16 protein-coding genes are annotated in these 18,186 nt (G+C 66.8%); 10 read left to right on the top strand and 6 right to left on the bottom strand.

Translation table 11 applies throughout. The features are described 5' to 3' along the window. Nucleotides 1-13: 13 nt before the first annotated feature. The 9 genes from uvrC to E3O32_RS02390 all read left to right on the top strand — a co-directional run bounded on the left by uvrC (nt 14) and on the right by E3O32_RS02390 (nt 8,611). Nucleotides 14-1,888 carry an excinuclease ABC subunit UvrC gene (uvrC, locus tag E3O32_RS02430; protein ID WP_134506636.1) on the top strand — a complete coding sequence of 625 codons (1,875 nt, stop codon included), beginning with the start codon at nt 14-16 and terminating at the stop codon, nt 1,886-1,888. 65 nt (nt 1,889-1,953) lie between these two features. Continuing rightward, entirely contained in the window at nt 1,954-2,829 is an 876-nt protein-coding gene (rapZ, locus tag E3O32_RS02425) for an RNase adapter RapZ (RefSeq protein WP_134506634.1), read from the top strand. A gap of 91 nt (nt 2,830-2,920) precedes the next feature. Then, the gene (gene whiA, locus E3O32_RS02420) at nt 2,921-3,901 is read left to right on the top strand and encodes a DNA-binding protein WhiA (protein WP_134506923.1); all 981 of its coding nucleotides are present in this window, start codon (nt 2,921-2,923) and stop codon (nt 3,899-3,901) included. 105 nt (nt 3,902-4,006) lie between these two features. After that, nucleotides 4,007-4,633, top strand: a complete 627-nt coding sequence (locus E3O32_RS02415; protein ID WP_134506632.1) for a superoxide dismutase — start codon at nt 4,007-4,009, stop codon at nt 4,631-4,633. Between the two features lie 86 nt (nt 4,634-4,719). Beyond that, the gene (gene gap / locus E3O32_RS02410; RefSeq protein ID WP_134506630.1) at nt 4,720-5,724 is read left to right on the top strand and encodes a type I glyceraldehyde-3-phosphate dehydrogenase; all 1,005 of its coding nucleotides are present in this window, start codon (nt 4,720-4,722) and stop codon (nt 5,722-5,724) included. Nucleotides 5,725-5,736: 12 nt separating this feature from the next. After that, entirely contained in the window at nt 5,737-6,951 is a 1,215-nt protein-coding gene (locus E3O32_RS02405; protein WP_134506628.1) for a phosphoglycerate kinase, read from the top strand. Beyond that, nucleotides 6,942-7,742 (top strand): triose-phosphate isomerase, encoded by an 801-nt coding sequence (gene tpiA, locus E3O32_RS02400; protein ID WP_134506626.1) that lies wholly within the window; start codon nt 6,942-6,944, stop codon nt 7,740-7,742. Before E3O32_RS02405 ends, tpiA begins: the two co-directional genes overlap by 10 nt. A gap of 130 nt (nt 7,743-7,872) precedes the next feature. Continuing rightward, nucleotides 7,873-8,124: a preprotein translocase subunit SecG gene (gene secG / locus E3O32_RS02395; RefSeq protein WP_134506624.1), complete on the top strand. Its 252-nt coding sequence runs from the start codon at nt 7,873-7,875 to the stop codon at nt 8,122-8,124. A gap of 118 nt (nt 8,125-8,242) precedes the next feature. Next, nucleotides 8,243-8,611, top strand: coding sequence for an RNA polymerase-binding protein RbpA (locus tag E3O32_RS02390; protein ID WP_134506622.1), 369 nt, complete (start codon nt 8,243-8,245; stop codon nt 8,609-8,611). A 126-nt stretch (nt 8,612-8,737) separates the two neighbouring features. Here E3O32_RS02390 and pgl read toward each other — a convergent pair whose 3' ends face one another. Genes pgl through tkt form a run of 6 tightly spaced genes read right to left on the bottom strand, consistent with a single transcriptional unit; the run spans nt 8,738 to nt 16,961 of the window. Further along, nucleotides 8,738-9,508, bottom strand: coding sequence for a 6-phosphogluconolactonase (pgl, locus tag E3O32_RS02385; protein WP_134506620.1), 771 nt, complete (start codon nt 9,506-9,508; stop codon nt 8,738-8,740). Further along, on the bottom strand, nt 9,505-10,473 hold the full coding sequence (locus tag E3O32_RS02380) for a glucose-6-phosphate dehydrogenase assembly protein OpcA (protein ID WP_134506618.1): 969 nt from the start codon (nt 10,471-10,473) through the stop codon (nt 9,505-9,507). The genes pgl and E3O32_RS02380 overlap by 4 nt, the downstream gene beginning before the upstream one ends. Beyond that, the gene (gene zwf / locus E3O32_RS02375) at nt 10,470-12,011 is read right to left on the bottom strand and encodes a glucose-6-phosphate dehydrogenase (protein ID WP_134506616.1); all 1,542 of its coding nucleotides are present in this window, start codon (nt 12,009-12,011) and stop codon (nt 10,470-10,472) included. The genes E3O32_RS02380 and zwf overlap by 4 nt, the downstream gene beginning before the upstream one ends. Nucleotides 12,012-12,071: 60 nt before the next feature. Continuing rightward, nucleotides 12,072-13,679 (bottom strand): glucose-6-phosphate isomerase, encoded by a 1,608-nt coding sequence (locus tag E3O32_RS02370; protein WP_134506614.1) that lies wholly within the window; start codon nt 13,677-13,679, stop codon nt 12,072-12,074. Beyond that, nucleotides 13,676-14,809, bottom strand: coding sequence for a transaldolase (tal, locus tag E3O32_RS02365; protein WP_134506612.1), 1,134 nt, complete (start codon nt 14,807-14,809; stop codon nt 13,676-13,678). Before tal ends, E3O32_RS02370 begins: the two co-directional genes overlap by 4 nt. Nucleotides 14,810-14,867: 58 nt before the next feature. Continuing rightward, on the bottom strand, nt 14,868-16,961 hold the full coding sequence (tkt, locus tag E3O32_RS02360) for a transketolase (RefSeq protein ID WP_134506610.1): 2,094 nt from the start codon (nt 16,959-16,961) through the stop codon (nt 14,868-14,870). 300 nt (nt 16,962-17,261) lie between these two features. Here tkt and E3O32_RS02355 point away from each other — a divergent pair, with 300 nt between their 5' ends. Then, the gene (locus E3O32_RS02355) at nt 17,262-18,182 is read left to right on the top strand and encodes a heme o synthase (RefSeq protein WP_134506608.1); all 921 of its coding nucleotides are present in this window, start codon (nt 17,262-17,264) and stop codon (nt 18,180-18,182) included. Nucleotides 18,183-18,186: the final 4 nt, after the last annotated feature.

The following is an 18,186-nucleotide window of genomic DNA, read 5'->3' as shown; positions in this document are numbered from 1 at the left end:
ACCAGGGGAGGCCATGTCCGACGCGCTGAGTTACCGCCCCAAGGCGGGCGAGATCCCGACCCGCCCGGGGGTGTACCGGTTCCGTGACGAAACCGGACGCGTTCTCTACGTCGGCAAGGCGAAGAACCTCCGGGCCCGGCTGAGCAACTACTTCGCGCCGCTGGGCAGCCTGCACGAACGCACCAGGCGGATGGTCACCACGGCCAATTCCGTGGAGTGGACGGTCGTCGGCACCGAGGTGGAGGCGCTGCAACTCGAGTGGACCTGGATCAACGAGTTCGATCCTCCCTTCAACGTGCAGTTCAAGGACGACAAGTCCTACCCCTACCTGGCGGTCACCCTGGCCGACGAGGCGCCCCGTGCGCTTGTCACCCGCACCACCGGCATCCGCGGTGCGCGCTACTTCGGGCCGTACCCGAAGGTCTGGGCGGTGCACGACACCATCGAGCTGATGCTCAAGGCGTTCCCGATCCGCACCTGCAACAACGCCAATTACAAGCGGGCGATGCAGTCCGGCAAGCCCTGCTTCGCCGGTCAGATCGGGCGGTGCTTCGGACCGTGCTCCGGTACGGTGACCATCGAGGAACACCGCGTCATCGTGAACGAATTCGTGAGCTTCCTGGGCAGCCAGGACCGCAAACTGATCAACCGGCTGACCAATGAGATGAAGGTCGCCGCGGCCGAACAGCAGTACGAGACGGCCGCCAAACGGCGTGACCAGATCCGCGCCCTCGATGCGGTCCTCGAGAAGAGCGCCGTCGTCCTGCGCGACAACGTCGACATCGACCTGTTCGCGTTCGACGAGGACGAGCTCGCGGCCGCCGTCCAGCTGTTCATCGTGCGCGGCGGACGGATCCGGGGTGTCCGCGGCTGGATGGTCGACAAGGAACTCGATCTGTCCAACAGCGAACTCATCGACTCGATCATGCAGACCGCGTACGGCGGGGATGCCGTGCCGCCTCGGGAGATCGTGGTGCCCGAGCTGCCCGACGACGCCGAAGCACTCGAGGGCTGGCTTGCCGGCATTGCCGGGCGAAAGGTGCGGATCCTCGCCGCCCAGCGAGGCGACAAGGCGGCCCTTCTCGAGACGGCGACGCAGAACGCCAAGCACGCCCTGATGCTCTATAAGACCCGGCGAAGTTCTGACTTCGTGGCGCGCTCCAAGGCGTTGGAGGACATCCAGGAGGCCCTGGGGATGCCGTCCGCGCCGCTTCGGATGGAGTGTTACGACGTGTCGCACCTGGGCGGAACGAACATTGTCGCCTCGATGGTCGTCTTCGAGGACGGGCTGCCCCGCACCGACGAATACCGCCGGTTCGGCATCCCGGAGTCGACGGACGACACCGACTCCATTTACCGCACGCTGACCCGGCGTCTGGCTTATCTGATCCCCGATGACGAAACGGAAGCGCCCGGCGACGACGACGCCGGGACGCCGGTCAAGCGGCGCAAGTTCCGCTACCAGCCCAATCTGCTCATCGTCGACGGCGGGCAGCCGCAGGTCACGGCCGCGGCCCGGGCGCTCCGGGAATCGGGTGTCACCGGCATCACCCTCTGCGGCATCGCCAAGCGGCTCGAGGAGATCTGGCTGCCGGACTCCGACTACCCCGTCATCCTGCCCAGGAACAGCGACGCGTTGTTCCTGATCCAGCGGATCAGGGACGAGGCGCACCGGTTTGCGATCACCCATCAACGGGCCAGGCGCAAAAGGGACATCTCCACCGTCCTCGGCGAGATCCCGGGCCTCGGCCCTGCGAGAGTCAAGGTTCTGCTGCAGCATTTCGGCTCGGTGGCGCGTTTGAAAGAAGCCTCCGCGGAGTCGATCGCCGAGGTTCGGGGGATCGGCCCCGGCCTCGCGGCCACGATCCATGAGCACTTGCGCGCCTGAAGGCCCCGGCCGGTCGGTAGGCTGGACACGCGATATCCACCACAACCGAAGGCGTCAGAGCGAATATGACAACGGAGAACGACAAGCAGGAGATGCTTATCGTGACGGGCATGTCCGGAGCGGGACGCTCGACCGTGGCCAACGCGCTGGAGGACCTCGGCTGGTACGTCGTGGACAACCTGCCCCCGCAGATGCTGCGGCCGCTGGTGGAACTGGTCAGCCGGGCCGGCACCAGCCTGCCGAAGATCGCCGCCGTCGTCGATATCCGCGGCCGGGGCTTCTTCACTGATTTCCAGGAGATCGTCCAGTCACTGCGCAAGAGCGCCCGCGTGCGGGTCATCTTCCTCGAGGCCCGGGATGATGTGCTCGTGCGCCGGTTCGAGTCGGTGCGCAGGCCGCATCCGCTCCAGGGCGACGGCACCATCCTCGACGGGATTTCGGCCGAGCGCAGCAAACTCAGCGCCGTCCGGGAATCCTGCGATCTGGTGATCGACACCTCGGACCTGAATATCCATCAACTGGCCACGACGATCACCGACCGGTTCGCGGCGGCTGACACCGCCGGGGTCAACGTCACCCTGATGAGCTTCGGCTTCAAGTACGGCCTGCCCACGGATGTCGACATGGTCGCCGACGTGCGTTTCCTGCCGAATCCCTTCTGGATCCCCGAGCTTCGCGCACACACCGGACAGGACGCCGAAGTCCGTGACTTCGTACTCGCCCAGACCGGCGCGGTGGAGTTCCTGGACAACTATGCGGCGGCACTGGAACCTGTCCTCGCCGGTTACCAGCGTGAGAACAAACGCCACGTGACGATCGCGGTCGGCTGCACCGGGGGCAAGCACCGTTCGGTGGCGATGTCGGCCGAGATCGCCAGCCGGATCAAGAACTTTCCCGGGGTAGCGGTCAGTCTCAAGAACCGCGACCTCGGACGAGAATAACCACGGCCGACGGTGCCTGGAAACAGCCACCGGGCCCAGCCAGAACAACTCCCGGCCGGGACAAGGCCAGGACAACAGAATGGACAAGCGATTGGCACTCACGGCCGACGTTAAAGACGAACTCGCTCGCGTCGAGGTTTCGAAGACCACGGTTCGGGCTGCGGAACTGGCCACCATCCTCCGGTTTTCCGGCGGACTCCACATGATCTCCAGCCGGATCGCCATCGAATCCGAGCTCGACACCGCACTCCTCGCCCGCCGCGTTCGCAAGGACCTGGCCGAGCTGTACGGGGTGCGCAGCGACGTCTCCGTCATCGCGGCCTCCGGGCTGCGCAGGACGAGTCACTTCCTTGTGCGCGTCCTCGACGGGGGAGAGACCCTGGCCAGGCAGACCGGTCTCCTGGACGCCAGGCGGCGTCCGATCCGCGGGCTGCCGAACCGGCTGACCACAGGGTCGAAGGAAGAGATCGCCGCCGTCTGGCGGGGTGCCTTCCTGGCCCACGGCTCATTGACCGACCCGGGGCGCTCCGCCGCCCTCGAAATCACCTGCCCGGGCAACGAAGCGGCCATGGCCCTGGTCGGTGCGGCGGGGCGCCTGGGCGTGGTCGCCAAGGCGAGGGAGGTGCGCGGCGTGCACCGGGTGGTCATCCGCGACGGCGACGCGATCGGCGCGATGCTCGTGCACATGGGCGCCCAGGACACCGTGCTCAACTGGGAGGCACTCCGTCAGCGCCGTGAGGTGCGAGCCACCGCCAACCGGCTCGTCAACTTCGACGACGCCAACCTCCGCCGGTCCGCGCAGGCCGCCGTCGCAGCCTGCGCCCGGGTTCAGCGGGCCATGGAGATCCTCGGCACCGACATTCCCGAGCACCTGCGCTACGCGGGGGAGTTGCGCCTCTCCTTCCGGGATTCAAGCCTTGACGAGCTCGGCCACCACGCAGACCCGCCGATGACCAAGGACGCCGTCGCCGGCAGGATCCGCCGGCTGCTCGCGATGGCGGACAAGAAGGCGGCGGACCAGGGAATCCCCGGAACCGACGCCGATCTGCCCTCCGACCTCGACGAGGCCTGATTCCGCCGTTCGTCACGCGGCCAGCGCGACCTGAGTAGACTAGATAGGTCGCTCACTAACTGGTGGCGGAGCATTTGCCGCCGACAAATTCAGAGGAAATACACATTGGCTGAATACACACTCCCGGCCCTCGCCTACGACTACTCGGCGCTCGCGCCGAGCATCAGCGGCACCATCATGGAACTCCACCACAGCAAGCACCACCAGGCCTATGTGACCGGGGCCAACACCGCCCTCGCGCAGCTGGCCGAGGCCCGTGATTCCGGGCAGTTGACCTACGTCAACAAGCTTGAGAAGGACCTCGCCTTCAACCTGGGCGGGCACGTCAACCACTCGATCTTCTGGACCAACCTCTCCCCGGACGGCGGCGACAAGCCCACCGGCGACCTGGCCAGCGCCATCGACGACAACTTCGGGTCCTTCGACAAGTTCCAGGCCCACTTCGCGGCCACCGCGCTCGGCGTGCAGGGATCCGGCTGGGCTGTGCTCGCCTGGGACTCGATCGGCCAGCGTCTGATCATCCAGCAGTTCTTCGACCAGCAGGCCAACTTCGCCGCCGGCACGATCCCGGTGCTGATGCTGGACGTCTGGGAGCACGCGTACTACCTCGACTACCGCAACGTGCGTGCGGACTACGTGAAGGCATTCTGGAACATCGTCAACTGGGCGAACGTCCAGGAACGCTTCACGATCGCACGCGAAAAGACCAACGGGCTGCTCCTGCTCTCATAGCAGGACCGGCCCCCTCGCGGGGGCCGGCACCCCGTCCAGTTCACCCACAAGAAACGCGCCTCGGCGCACAAGATTAGGAGACATTCGTGTCTGTAAAGATCGGTATTAACGGATTTGGCCGCATTGGCCGTAATTATCTTCGCGCCGCCCTCGCCCAGGGCAGCGACATTGAGATCGTCGCCGTGAACGACCTCACCGACACGAAGACGCTGGCTCACCTCCTTAAATATGACTCCATCACCGGGCGCCTTGCCGCAACCGTCTCGGTTGACGGCGACTCGATCCTCGTCAACGGCAAGCCGATTAAGGTCCTCGCCGAGCGCGACCCGGCCAACCTCCCCTGGGGTGCGCTGGGCGTCGACATCGTCATCGAGTCCACCGGTCGTTTCACCAAGGCTGACGACGCGCGCAAGCACATCACCGCCGGCGCCAAGAAGGTCATCGTCTCCGCTCCCGCCACCGGCGAGGTCGCGACGATCGTCATGGGCGTCAACGAGCAGGACTACGACCCGGCCAAGTTCGACATCATCTCCAACGCGTCGTGCACCACGAACTGCCTCGCGCCGCTTGCCAAGGTCTTCAACGACAACTTCGGCATCAAGTCCGGTCTGATGACCACGATCCACGCGTACACGGCCGACCAGAACCTTCAGGATGGCCCGCACTCCGACCTGCGCCGCGCTCGCGCCGCCGCTGTCAACATCATCCCGACCTCGACCGGTGCCGCCAAGGCGCTCGGAATCGTGCTCCCGGAGCTCAAGGGAAAGCTTGACGGCTTCGCACTTCGCGTGCCGGTTCCCACCGGCTCCATCACCGACCTGACCGTCATCGCGGAACGCCCGGTGACCGTCGAAGCCATCAAGGCCGCCTACAAGGCAGCAGCCGACGGTCCCCTCAAGGGCATCCTGATGTACACCGAAGACGAGATCGTCTCCAGCGACATCGTCACCGACCCGCACTCGTCCATCTTCGATGCCGGCCTGCTGCGCGTCATCGGCGACCAGGTCAAGCTGTCGTCCTGGTACGACAACGAGTGGGGCTACTCCAACCGCATGGTTGACCTCACCGAACTCGTCGCCAAGAGCCTCTAACCGAGGCCCGCGGTGACACTTCGAACAATCGAATCACTGGGGCAGCTCCACGGCAAGCGCGTCATCGTCCGTTGCGATCTCAATGTTCCGTTGAAAGACGGAGAGATCACGGACGATGGCCGCGTTCGCGCGTCCCTGCCCACCATCAAGGCGCTGCTCGTCCAGGGCGCCCGAGTCGTGATCGTCTCTCACCTCGGCCGACCCAAGGGTGCACCGGAAGACAGGTACAGCCTGGCTCCGGTCGCCGCACGCCTGGCTGAGCTGCTGGGCAGCGAGGTCGCGTTCGCCACCGACACCGTCGGCGAGTCCGCGACGGCTGCCGTCGCGGCCCTGGCTGACGGTGACGTCGTCGTGCTTGAGAACCTCCGGTTCAACCCGGGGGAGACCAGCAAGGTCGACGCCGAACGCGTTGCGTTCGCCAACGAGCTCGCCGCTCTCGGTGACGTGCTCGTCTCGGACGGCTTCGGCGTCGTCCACCGCAAGCAGGCCAGCGTGTTCGACCTGGCATCGATCCTGCCGAGCGCCGCCGGTCTCCTGATCGCCGCGGAGCTCGAGGTCCTCGATCGTCTCACCGAGAAGCCGGAGGCGCCCTACACGGTCGTCCTCGGTGGCTCGAAGGTGTCGGACAAGCTCGGCGTGATCGGTCACCTCCTGCCGCGGGTCAACTCGCTGCTCATCGGTGGCGGAATGCTCTACACGTTCCTCGCGGCTCAGGGCCACAAGGTGGGCGCGAGCCTGCTCGAGGCCGACCAGATCGAAACCGTCCGCGGTTACCTGGTCGAGGCCGAGCGCCTGGGTGTGAAGATCGTCCTCCCGACTGATGTCGTCGTGGCGTCGAAGTTCGCACCCGATGCTGAGCACGTGATCACCACGGCCGACTCGATCGAGGACACCGCATTCGGTGCCTCCGGTATGGGTCTGGACATCGGGCCGGAGACGGCCGCGGCCTTCGCCGCGATCATCAGCTCGTCGAAGACGGTGTTCTGGAACGGCCCCATGGGCGTGTTCGAGTTCGCACCGTTTGCGGAGGGCACCCGTGTGGTGGCCGCCGCCCTGACTGAGGTCGATGGGCTGAGCGTCGTCGGAGGTGGCGATTCCGCCGCCGCCGTACGCACGCTCGGGTTCACGGACGATCAGTTCGGTCACATCTCAACCGGCGGTGGCGCCAGCCTCGAATTCCTCGAGGGCAAGCGCCTACCAGGACTGGAGGTCCTCGGATGGCAGTAAACGACAACCCGCGGCGCACCCCGCTGATCGCGGGCAACTGGAAGATGAACCTGGACCACCTCCAGGCCATCGCCTTCGTGCAGAAGCTGGCATGGAACCTCAAGGATGCGAAGCACGACTTCTCAGCCGTCGAGGTCGCCGTGTTCCCGCCGTTCACCGATCTTCGTTCGGTGCAGACGCTCGTGTCCGCTGACAAGCTCCCGCTCGCTTACGGCGCGCAGGACCTGTCGGCACAGGACTCCGGCGCCTACACCGGTGAGATCTCCGGCGCATTCCTGTCTCAGTTGGAGTGCCAGTACGTTCTGATCGGTCACTCCGAGCGGCGAACGCTGCACGGCGAGAACGACGAGCAGGTCGCTGCCAAGGTCAAGGCCGCACTGCGGCACAACCTGGTTCCGATCATCTGCGTCGGCGAGACCGCCGCGGACCTGGAACTGCACGGCCCCAGCGCCGTGCCGGTTGCGCAGTTGAAGGCGGCCCTGTCCGGCGTCTCCAACGCGGCGGACATCGTCGTGGCCTACGAGCCCGTCTGGGCGATCGGGTCCGGCCAGGCTGCCACTCCGGAGCAGGCCGAGCAGGTTGCGGCCCAGCTGCGCACCGTGCTGAAGGACACCCTCGGGGAAGATGTGGCCGCAAAGACCCGCATCCTCTACGGAGGTTCCGTCAAGGGCGTCAACATCGCCGGCTACATGCGCGAGCCCAATGTGGATGGCGCCCTCGTCGGCGGAGCAAGCCTGGACATCGATGAGTTCTCCAGCATCGTGCGTTTTCAGAAGCACGTTGGTCTGTAGCGCCGGTCACACCGTTTGAGGCAACCCGCCGTCCCCGAATCGGGGGACGGCGGGTTGTGACGTGAGTCAGGCTATGATTATCACTGATCTTGGTGGGGCAAGTGCCCCATCGCACTGTGAAAGGTTTCGCGTGGGTATTCTCCAGGTAGTGCTGCAGGTTTTGCTCGGCATTACGAGCCTCCTGCTCACCATGCTCATTCTGTTGCACAAGGGGCGTGGCGGCGGACTGTCCGACATGTTCGGCGGCGGTGTGACCTCGAACCTCGGCGCTTCCGGCGTCGCCGAACGAAACCTCAACCGCATCACCGTCATCCTGGGACTCCTGTGGATCTCGTGCATCGTCGTCCTCGGACTGATCACGAAGTTCGGCGTGGGTCTCTGATCCACTTCGCGAGGCCGGGGTTGATTCCCGGCCGAACGAATTCTGCACGACCCGTTCACGTCACCATTGGCTGAAACGGCCGATCAGCTTCAACGCCCCTTTCTAGCGGAGGAACATCATGGCATCTGGTGGCAGCGCAATTCGTGGCTCCCGTGTAGGAGCTGGCCCCATGGGTGAGCAGGACCGCGGTTTCCACGCGGACCGGATCAGGGTTTCCTACTGGGACGCCCTCGGCAATGAGACGGTCCGGTACTTCGCGGCGAACCTCCCGGACGACGAAATCCCGGAGACCATCGACTGCCCGTCATCCGGCCTGCCTGCGGGGCGCGACAAGGAGAACCCGCCGTCGGTGGTGAAGCTCGAGCCGTACAAGACGCACCTCGCCTACGTGAAGGAGCGTCGCACTGAGGAGGAAGCCGAATCCCTCCTCGAAGAGGCGCTGCAGCAGTTGCGGGTTCGTCGCGGGAAGCTCTCCGCCACCAACTAGCATCCCGGCCGTCCGGTCCCAGGTTCCGCAAAGACACAGAGAGGGCCCCGATATATCGGGGCCCTCTCTTTTCTCGCCGCTCTTGTCTCGTCTGGGCCGGCTCGCGTAGCCCGCTTCCGAGTCCAGTCAGAAGGTCGACGCGGTGAGGTTCTCCGGGACCTCTGCGGCGGCTTCCCGGTCAACGAAGAAGTTCGTGTACCGGCGTCCCTTGATCCCGGCCACGGGAACCTCGTCACGGCTCGCGCCGGCGAGGGCGAGCCCGAGGGCAGATGCCTTGTCCGGCCCGGCGAGGACCATCCAGATGCACCGGGATGAGTTAAGGGCGGGCCTGCTCAGGCTGAGTCGTTCCGCGGGGGGCTTGGGCGAGTCCCGCACGGCGAGCACACTCGCCTCCGACTCCCTGATCCCGGGCTGGTGCGGGAAGAGCGAGGCGACGTGTCCGTCCGGTCCGACGCCCAGGAACGTGATATCAAAGCGCGGAAGGGCAGTGCCCTCGATCGACGCGGCCTCGAGTTGGGCCGCGTAGGCTGCGGCGGCGGAATCCAGATCGGTGCCCTCGTCCGAGGCCGCGAAGGGATGGATGTTCGCCGCGGGGACCGCGATGTGGTCGAGGAGTGCGTTCCGCGCCTGCAGCTCGTTGCGTTCGGGGTCGTTCTTCGGCACCCAGCGCTCGTCACCCCACCAGAAGGTGACCAGGTCCCAATCGATGGTGTCCCTGGCTGCGGAGGCGTTGATCGCCGCGAGCACCTCGTTGGCGACGGAGCCGCCCGCGAGGACCACATTGATCTCACCCTGCTCATGCAGGATGTCCACGGTCGTCGTGATGAATCGAGCCGCCACCGACGCCGCGAGGGCGGCCCGGTCCGGGTGTACGAGTACGCGTCGTTCGTTGGTCACGGTCGTCCTTCGGTTTGATCTGCGACCACATCGTCAAGGTGCGGGAGGCCGCGCGTGATGACCTCACCATACAACTCATCAGGGTCGAGTCGGCGCAGCTCGTCGCTGAGGCAGTCGCGGAGACTGCGCCGTTTGAGGGTGAGGTCCTGCACCGGCTGGCCCGGCTGAGTGAGGGTGGCGATGCCGGGCACCTCCCGCTCGAGCGAGATCACGCCGGCCGCTCGGGTGAGGTGCACGCCGCGGATACCGCTGGACAGGGGATCGGTGGTGAACTCGTAGCTGACCGGAACCTGCAGCTGCAACTGGAGCCAGGCGGCCAGCAGGGCGGTCGACGGGGAATCTGACGCACCGGACACCTGAACGGCCGTGACCGGCAGGTAGGGCGGCTGGTCGAGGACCGCGGCGAGCTGGGCTCGCCACAAGGTCAGCCGGGTCCAGGCGAAGTCGGTGTCGCCGGGGCGATAGGAGGTGCAGAGGTGATGCAGCGCGGCCTGCGGGTCGAGCTGCGCGGACGCGTCCGTGATCCGGCGGTAGGCGATGCGTCCGAGCGGGGACTCGGCGGGCACGGCCGGGGCCACACCGGGCCACCAGGCCACGACGGGAGCATCCGGCAGCAGCAGGCCGGTGACCAGGCTCTCCGGGTCGCTGGCGGCCTCGCCGTAGGCGCGGAGCACGATGACCTCGCTTGCGCCGGCGTCGCCGCCGACCCGGATCTCCGCGTCGATGCGTGCTGTCGTGGCGAGACCCTTGTCATCGAGCGCCTGGGTGGACACGACGATGACCCGCATCGGGTGCTCGCGGGACGCGTCGTTCGCGGCCTCGATGGCCTCCTCTTCATGGCCCATCGTCGACGCGATGATCAGGGTGAGGACCCGGCCGAGAGCGACCGCGCCGCCCTCTTCGCGGATCCTGACCAGGGCCTTGGAGATCTTGGAGGTGGTGGTGTCGGGAAGATCGACGATCATGGGCGTCTCCAGTGTCGGCCGTCGCGAGACAGCAGTTCATCGGCTGAGGCCGGGCCCCAGGTTCCCGGACGGTACTGCTCCGGTTGTCCCTGCTCGGCCCAGAACTCCTCGATCGGATCGAGGATCTTCCAGGACAGTTCCACCTCTTCATGCCGGGGGAAGAGGGGCGGGTCGCCGAGGAGCACGTCGAGGATCAGGCGCTCGTAGGCCTCCGGGCTGGCCTCGGTGAAGGCATGGCCGTAGCCGAAGTCCATGGTGACGTCCCGCACCTGCATGCCGACACCGGGCACCTTGGAACCGAAGCGAATGGTGACGCCCTCGTCGGGCTGCACCCGGATCACGAGTGCGTTCTGGCCGAGGTCGGCCGTGTTGCCCTTCGCAAAGAGATGCTGCGGCGCTCGCTTGAACACGACGGCGATCTCGGTGACGCGGCGTCCGAGGCGCTTGCCTGCCCGGAGGTAGAACGGCACCCCCGACCAGCGACGGGTGTCGATCGTGAGGCGGAGCGCCGCGTAGGTCTCGGTGACCGATTCGGGGTCCATGCCGTCCTCCTCGAGGAAGCCGAGGACCTTCTCCCCGCCCTGCCAGCCGCCGGCATACTGGCCCCTGGCCGTGCCGGTGGCGAGGTCTTCCGGCAGGCGGATCGACGCGAGCACCTTCTCCTTCTCGGTGCGCAGGTCTGCCGCGTCGAAGGAGATGGGCTCCTCCATCGCGGTGAGGGCCAGGAGCTGGAGCAGGTGGTTCTGGATCACGTCCCTGGCCGCGCCGATGCCGTCGTAGTAGCCGGCCCGGCCGCCGACACCGATGTCCTCGGCCATCGTGATCTGCACGTGGTCGACGTAGTTGGCGTTCCAGATCGGTTCGTACAACTGGTTGGCGAAACGCAGCGCCAGAATGTTCTGGACCGTCTCCTTGCCCAGGTAGTGGTCGATCCTGAAGACGGAATCGGGAGGGAAGACCGACTCGACAACGTCGTTCAGTTCGCGCGCGGTCTGCAGGTCGCTGCCGAACGGCTTCTCGATCACGACACGCCGCCATTGCCCGTTCTTCTGTTCCGCCAGCCCGGACCGCCTGAGCTGCTCGGTCACCTGAGGGAAGGCCTTCGGCGGGATCGACAGGTAGAACGCGTGGTTGCCCATCGTTCCGCGTTCCTCATCGAGCGACGCGATCGTCTCCTTGAGACGTTCGAACGACTCGTCGTCGTCGAACGTCCCAGGAACGAAACGGATGCCCTCGGCCAGCTGCGCCCAGACATCCTCATGGAACTCGGTGCGGGCGAACTCCTTGACGGAGTCGTGCACCACCTGCATGAAGTCCTCGTTGTCCCAGTCCCGCCGGGCGAAGCCGACCAGGGCGAATCCGGGCGGCAGCAGGCCCCGGTTGGCCAGGTCGTAGACGGCCGGCATGAGTTTCTTCCGTGAGAGGTCTCCGGTCACGCCGAAAATGACGAGGCTGCTGGGCCCCGCAATTCGATTCAGGCGGTAGTCGGAGGGCGATCGCAGGGGATTGAACTCCGGGGTGATTTCCACCGGGGACATGCAGCTCCTTCAGGGTGTGGACAGCGGCGTGGCCGTGGCCGGCCGGGTGACGCGTTTCGGTTAGCGGAGGGCCGCGAACAGTGTGTCCACGTTCGCTTCCGGTTGGGTCAGTGTGAGCGTGAGCACTGGGCGACCGTGGTCGGCCAGAACGCTCGCGTCTCCGCTGGCCTGGGCCTGGATGAGCTCGCCGAACGTGAACGGGCGCTCCGGGATGTCCAGGTCGACGGGGGGAGTGGCGAGGATCTGCAGGAAGACGCCGGTGGCCGGGCCGCCCTTGTGTAGCTGGCCGGTCGAGTGCAGGAACCGAGGTCCCCACCCGAAGGTCACCGGGCGCTGGGACAGGGCCGCGAGCAGGTCGCGGATCTCGGCGAGCTGCGGCAGGGCCAGGCGGTTGACGTAGGCCTGCACGGACAGGTAGCCGTCCGGGCCGAGCTCCTCCAGGAGCGCGTCGATGGCGGAGGCCAGGTCGCTGGCGGCCCCGATCACGTGGGCAGTGCCCCTGACCTCGATGCCGTCCGAGATGAACGCCGCGGGAACGGGTTCCGGGCGGGCGTCGAGCAGGCCGCGGGTGGCGATCTTGGCAGCCTCCACGTCGGGCTGATCGAAGGGGTTGATGCCGATCAGGCGCCCGGCGATGACGGTGGCGTACTCCCAGACCAGGAACTGCGCGCCGAGGGTTCCGCTGACGCGGATCTCGTCCGCGCCGTCTCGGGCAGAGAAGACCTCCATCCCGGCGTCGGCGACGAGGCGCACGACCTGGACATCGGGGAGGTTCTCCGACAGCTCGGGGGCAGCCAGACCGAGGACGACCGGGAGGATGCCCTTTCCCTGTTTGCCGGTGGACTCGGCAATGAGCTGTTCGGCCCAGTCGGCGAAACCGACGATGTGGGTGCCGTCGGAGACGATCGCGAGCTTGTCTCGACGCGGCGTGGTCGCGGCGATCGCCGCACCGAGGATGAGCCCCGGGTTCTCCGGGCTGTCGACGGCAAGGGCGATCGAGATCGCCTCGGCCTCGTCGAGCAACTCATTGATGTCCACCCCGGCGAGCCCGGAGGGCACCAGGCCGAAGGCGGTCAGCACGGAGAAGCGCCCGCCGACGGTGGGATCGGCGTTGAAGACGCGGTAACCGGCGGCGCGCGCGGACGCGTCCAGCGGGGAACCAGGGTCGGTGACGACGATGATCCGCTCGGCCGGGTCGATGCCGGCTTCGCGGAAGGCACGTTCGAATACGCGACGCTGGCTGTCGGTCTCCGCAGTCGAGCCCGACTTGGAGGAGACGACGAGCGCGGTGGCGGCAAGATGGTCGCCGAGTGCGGCGAGGACCTGGCCGGGGTCGGTCGAGTCGAGCACCGTCAGGGGCACGCCGGCGGTGCTGGTGATGACCTCCGGCGCGAGCGAGGAGCCGCCCATGCCGGCCAGGGCGATCCGGTCCACTCCCTTGGCGCGCAGTTCGTCGCGCAGCGCCAGGATCTCGGGGATGAGCGGCCGGGAGACGGAAACCGACTCGGTCCAGCCGAGTCGCTTGGCAGCCTCGTCCTCGGCTTCCGGGCCCCAGAGGGCAGGGTCCAACGCGGTGATGCCGGATGCGACCATGTCGGCGACAAGGGTCGGGACCGTGCTGCGCACGGCGTCGGCTGCCGCGCCGCTGACCGAGATGCGGAAGCTCACAGTGCTGCCCCCGCGGTGGCCTTCGCGGCGTCGAGCGCGACGGAAACGGTTTCGAGGAGTTCGTTCCAGGAGACGATGAACTTGGCGACACCCTCCGCCTCGAGGACCTGGGTGACGTCCACGTAGGAGACGCCTTCGTTCGCGAGAGCGTCGAGTACGGCGTTGGCCTCGTCGTAGGCGCCGGTGACCGAGTCGGCGGGGATGACACCGTGGTCGAGCGTCGCCTCGAGCGTCTTCTCGGGCATCGTGTTGACGACCTCTGGTGCGACCAGGTTGGTCACGTAGAGGGTGTCCGGCAGGGTCGGGTCCTTGACGCCGGTGGACGCCCAGAGCGGGCGCTGCTTGTTGGCGCCGGCAGCGAGAAGGCCGAGGGCGCGCTCACTGGAGAAGGCCTGTTCGAAGACCTCGTAGGCCAGCTGGGCGTTGGCGACGCCGGCCTTGCTCTTGAGGGCGAGGGCCGCATCCGTGCCGATGGCTTCGAGGCGCTGGTTGATCTCGGTGTCGACGCGCGACACGAAGAACGAGGCCACGGAGTGGATCGTCGACAGGTCGAGGCCGGCCGAGCGGGCCTTCTCCAGGCCGGACAGGTAGGCGTTGATGACCTGGCGGTGACGCTCGAGGCTGAAGATCAGGGTGACGTTCACGCTGATGCCCTGCGCGATGGTCGCGGTGATCGCGTCGAGACCCTCGATGGTCGCCGGGATCTTGATCATGGCGTTGGGACGGTCCACCTTGGCCCAGAGTTCCTCAGCCTGGGCGACCGTGCCGGCCGCGTCGTGGGCGAGGCCGGGCTCGACCTCGATCGAGACCCGGCCGTCGACGCCGCGGGTGCCGTCGTAGACGGGGCGGAAGATGTCGCTGGCGGCCCGGACGTCGTCGGTCGTGATCTCGAAGACGGCCTCCTGCACGGTGGCGCCGGCGGCGGCGAGGGCCGCCACCTGCTCCACGTACGCGTCGCCCTTGCTGAGGGCGCCGGCGAAGATGGTCGGGTTGGTGGTCACACCGACGACGTTCTTCGTGTCGATCAGGTTCTGCAGGCCGCCGGAAACGATGCGTTCGCGGGACAGGTCATCGAGCCAAATGCTGACGCCGGCAGTGGATAGCTGGGCAAGGGGAGTGTTCTCGGTCATAGTGATTCTCCTAGTGAAGCGGGTGATTCAGGTGTGGGGGTGGGCGCCGTCGACGAGCTCAGAGGGCGGCGAGTGAATCCTTGGCGGCGGCGACGACGGCCTCCGTCGTGATACCGAATTCGCGGAACAGGGTCTTGTAATCCGCCGACGCGCCGAAGTGCTCGATGGAGATGCTGCGGCCGCGATCGCCGACGTACCTGTCCCAGGTCAACGCGATTCCCGCCTCGATCGATACCCGGGCCGTCACGGTTTTCGGAAGGACCGACTCGCGGTACTCCGCTGACTGCTCCGTGAACCATTCGAGGCTCGGCGCCGACACGACGCGGGCGTTGATGCCCTCAGCCTTCAGCGCTTCCCTGGCGGCCAGCGCCAGCTGCACCTCTGAACCGGTGCCGATCAGGATGACGTCGGGTGTGCCGTTGGCCGCCTCCGCCAGGATGTACGCGCCCTTGGCCACGTTCCGGGCCGAGGCGAGGACGTCGCCGGTTGCGTCGCCGTCGCCGCGGGTGAACACCGGGATGTTCTGGCGGGTCAGGACGATCCCGGCCGGACCGTTCCGGCGTTCAAGGATCGTCTTCCAGGCCCAGGACACCTCGTTGGCGTCGCCGGGGCGGACCACGTCGAGGCCGGGAATGGCCCGCAGGGTCGCGAGCTGCTCGATCGGCTGGTGGGTGGGACCGTCCTCGCCGAGGGCGACGGAGTCGTGCGTCCAGACGAAGATCGAGGGGGCCTTCATCAGCGCGGCCAGCCGGATCGCTGGGCGCATGTAGTCGCTAAAGATGAGGAACGTGCCACCGAAGGGGCGGGTGTTTCCGTGCAGCACGATGCCGTTGAGGATGGCGGCCATCGCGTGCTCACGGATGCCGAAGTGCAGCACCCGGCCGTACTCGTTGCCCGTCCACTCGTGGGTGGAATGCTCGCCGGGAATGAACGAGGCGGCACCGCCGATGGTCGTGTTGTTCGACTCGGCGAGGTCGGCCGAGCCGCCCCAGAGTTCGGGGATCACGGCGCCGAGCGCGGTCAGGACCTTGCCGGATGCCGCGCGCGTCGACACCTCGGTGCCGCCTTCGAACACCGGAAGGGCCGCTTCGACGCCCTCGGGGAGTTCACCGGAAAGTACCCGGTCGAGCAGCGCCTTGCGCTCGGGGTTCGCCTCTGCCCACGCCAGGAACGTGGCATCCCAGTCGGAGTGCGCGGCCGCGCCGCGGACGAGCGCCTTGCGGGTGTGCTCGATGACCTCGTCGGCCACCTCGAAGGTCTGCTCCGGATCGAAGCCGAGGATCGCCTTGACGGCCGCCAGTTCGTCGGCGCCGAGCGCCGAACCGTGGATCTTGCCGGTGTTCTGCTTCTTCGGGCTGGGCCAGCCGATGATGGTCTTCAGGATGATCAGGGACGGTTTGTCGGTTACGCCCTGGGCGGCCTCGATCGCATCATTGAGCGCCTGCACGTCTTCAACATAGGAGCCCGTCTTCTTCCAGTCGACCGTCTGCACGTGCCAGTGATAGGCCCCGTAGCGGGCAGCGACGTCCTCGGTGAAGGCGATGTTGGTGTCGTCCTCGATCGAGATCTGGTTGCTGTCGTAGATCGCGATCAGGTTGCCGAGCTGCTGGTGGCCGGCCAGCGAGGACGCCTCGCTGGTGATGCCTTCCTGCAGGTCGCCGTCGCCGGCGATCACGTAGACGAAGTGGTCGAACGGGCTCGTGCCGGCCGGCGCCTCCGGGTCGAACAGGCCGCGCTCGAAACGAGAGGCGTAGGCGAAGCCGACCGCGGAGGCCAGCCCCTGGCCGAGCGGGCCCGTGGTGATCTCGACACCGTCGGTGTGACCGTATTCGGGGTGGCCCGGCGTCTTCGAACCCCAGGTGCGAAGGGCCTTGAGGTCGTCGAGTTCGAGGCCGTAACCGCCGAGGTACAACTGCACGTACTGCGTGAGGGAGCTGTGTCCGACCGAGAGGATGAACCGGTCGCGGCCGATCCATTCGTTGTCGGCAGGGTCGCGGCGCATGACCTTCTGGAACAGCAGGTAGGCGGCGGGGGCGAGGCTCATCGCCGTCCCCGGGTGCCCGTTCCCGACCTTCTCGACGGCGTCGGCCGCGAGCAGACGTGCCGTGTCGACCGCCTTGTTGTCAATCGAATCCCACTGCAGTGCTGCCACTTGGTCTTGACCCTTCGTAGACAAAGGGGGCAGGTTGTCGTGAACCCGCACCCATTGGATTGAGCGCGCCCGTGGACATCGACGTCATCCAAGCGTTGCGGCAGAGGCCCGACTTCGGTGGATCCGCGCATGCACCGAGATTGGCGAGCACCCCCCAGTATAGGCAGTCGTCGAGAAACGGCCGAGCGTTGTGACGGCGTATGGCACCGAACCTCGGATGCCCCGGTCCGGAGCGCCCCTGCCTGTTCTCACGGCCGGATCGCCTAGACTCGTCTCACAATGCACAGCGTAAGAGGAGTCATGCCCGGACCCGTCTCGACCCCGACCGTGAGCGGAACCCGCTCATTCCGGCGCACGTTCCTGGCCTATCTGTCTCTGACGAAGCCGAGGGTCGTCGAACTCCTGCTCGTCGTGACCGCGCCGACCATGTTCCTGGCGCAGCAGGGCATCCCGAGCCTGTGGCTGGTCCTGGCGACCCTGGTCGGCGGTGCGTTCAGCGCCGGATCGGCCGGGGCCTTCAACTGCTACATCGACCGGGACATCGACCGGGTGATGGACCGCACCAAGAACCGTCCGCTGGTGACGGGGGAGCTGACCGACCGTCAGGCCCTCGTTTTCGCTTGGGTTCTCGGCGCCGTGTCCATCGTCTGGCTCTGGGTGTTCACCAACTGGCTCGCCGCCCTGCTGTCGCTCGGCGCCATCCTGCTCTACGTGGTCTTCTACACGCTGGTTCTCAAACGGCGGACCGCGCAGAACATCGTCTGGGGCGGCATCGCGGGCTGCATGCCGGTCCTGATCGGCTGGGCTGCGGTCACCGGCGACCTGTCCTGGCCCCCGTTCATCCTGTTCCTGATCATCTTCCTGTGGACCCCGCCGCACTACTGGCCGCTCTCGATGAAGTACCGCAGCGAGTACCAGGCCGCCGGGGTGCCGATGCTCGCGGTCATCCGCGGCCGCAGCCAGGTCGGACTGCAGGTCATCCTGTACGCCTGGGCCACGGTCGCCTGCTCCCTCCTGCTCATCCCGATCGCCGATATGGGGCTTGTCTACGCGTTCACGGCGCTGGTCACCGGCGGCTGGTTCGTCTACGAAACGCACCGCTTGTACAGCCTCGCCATCCGTCACGAACACGTGTCGCCGATGCGGGTGTTCCACGGTTCGATCGTGTACCTCACGCTTCTGTTCGTCGCCGTCGGCGTCGACCCGCTGCTGCCCTTCTAAGGCT

The sequence above is a fragment of the Cryobacterium mannosilyticum genome (assembly GCF_004402705.1).
GTDB lineage: Bacteria > Actinomycetota > Actinomycetes > Actinomycetales > Microbacteriaceae > Cryobacterium > Cryobacterium mannosilyticum.
This window is presented reverse-complemented; position numbering and strand designations above follow the sequence as displayed.

Excerpts from the sequence above, each read along its gene's own strand:
- rapZ (WP_134506634.1), top strand. The coding sequence starts at position 1,954 with ATGACAACGGAGAACGACAAGCAGGAGATGCTTATCGTGACGGGCATG.
- zwf (WP_134506616.1), bottom strand. The coding sequence starts at position 12,011 with ATGTCCCCGGTGGAAATCACCCCGGAGTTCAATCCCCTGCGATCGCCC.
- E3O32_RS02390 (WP_134506622.1), top strand. The coding sequence starts at position 8,243 with ATGGCATCTGGTGGCAGCGCAATTCGTGGCTCCCGTGTAGGAGCTGGC.
- E3O32_RS02380 (WP_134506618.1), bottom strand. The coding sequence starts at position 10,473 with ATGATCGTCGATCTTCCCGACACCACCACCTCCAAGATCTCCAAGGCC.
- uvrC (WP_134506636.1), top strand. The coding sequence starts at position 14 with ATGTCCGACGCGCTGAGTTACCGCCCCAAGGCGGGCGAGATCCCGACC.
- tpiA (WP_134506626.1), top strand. The coding sequence starts at position 6,942 with ATGGCAGTAAACGACAACCCGCGGCGCACCCCGCTGATCGCGGGCAAC.
- E3O32_RS02355 (WP_134506608.1), top strand. The coding sequence starts at position 17,262 with ATGCCCGGACCCGTCTCGACCCCGACCGTGAGCGGAACCCGCTCATTC.
- tal (WP_134506612.1), bottom strand. The coding sequence starts at position 14,809 with ATGACCGAGAACACTCCCCTTGCCCAGCTATCCACTGCCGGCGTCAGC.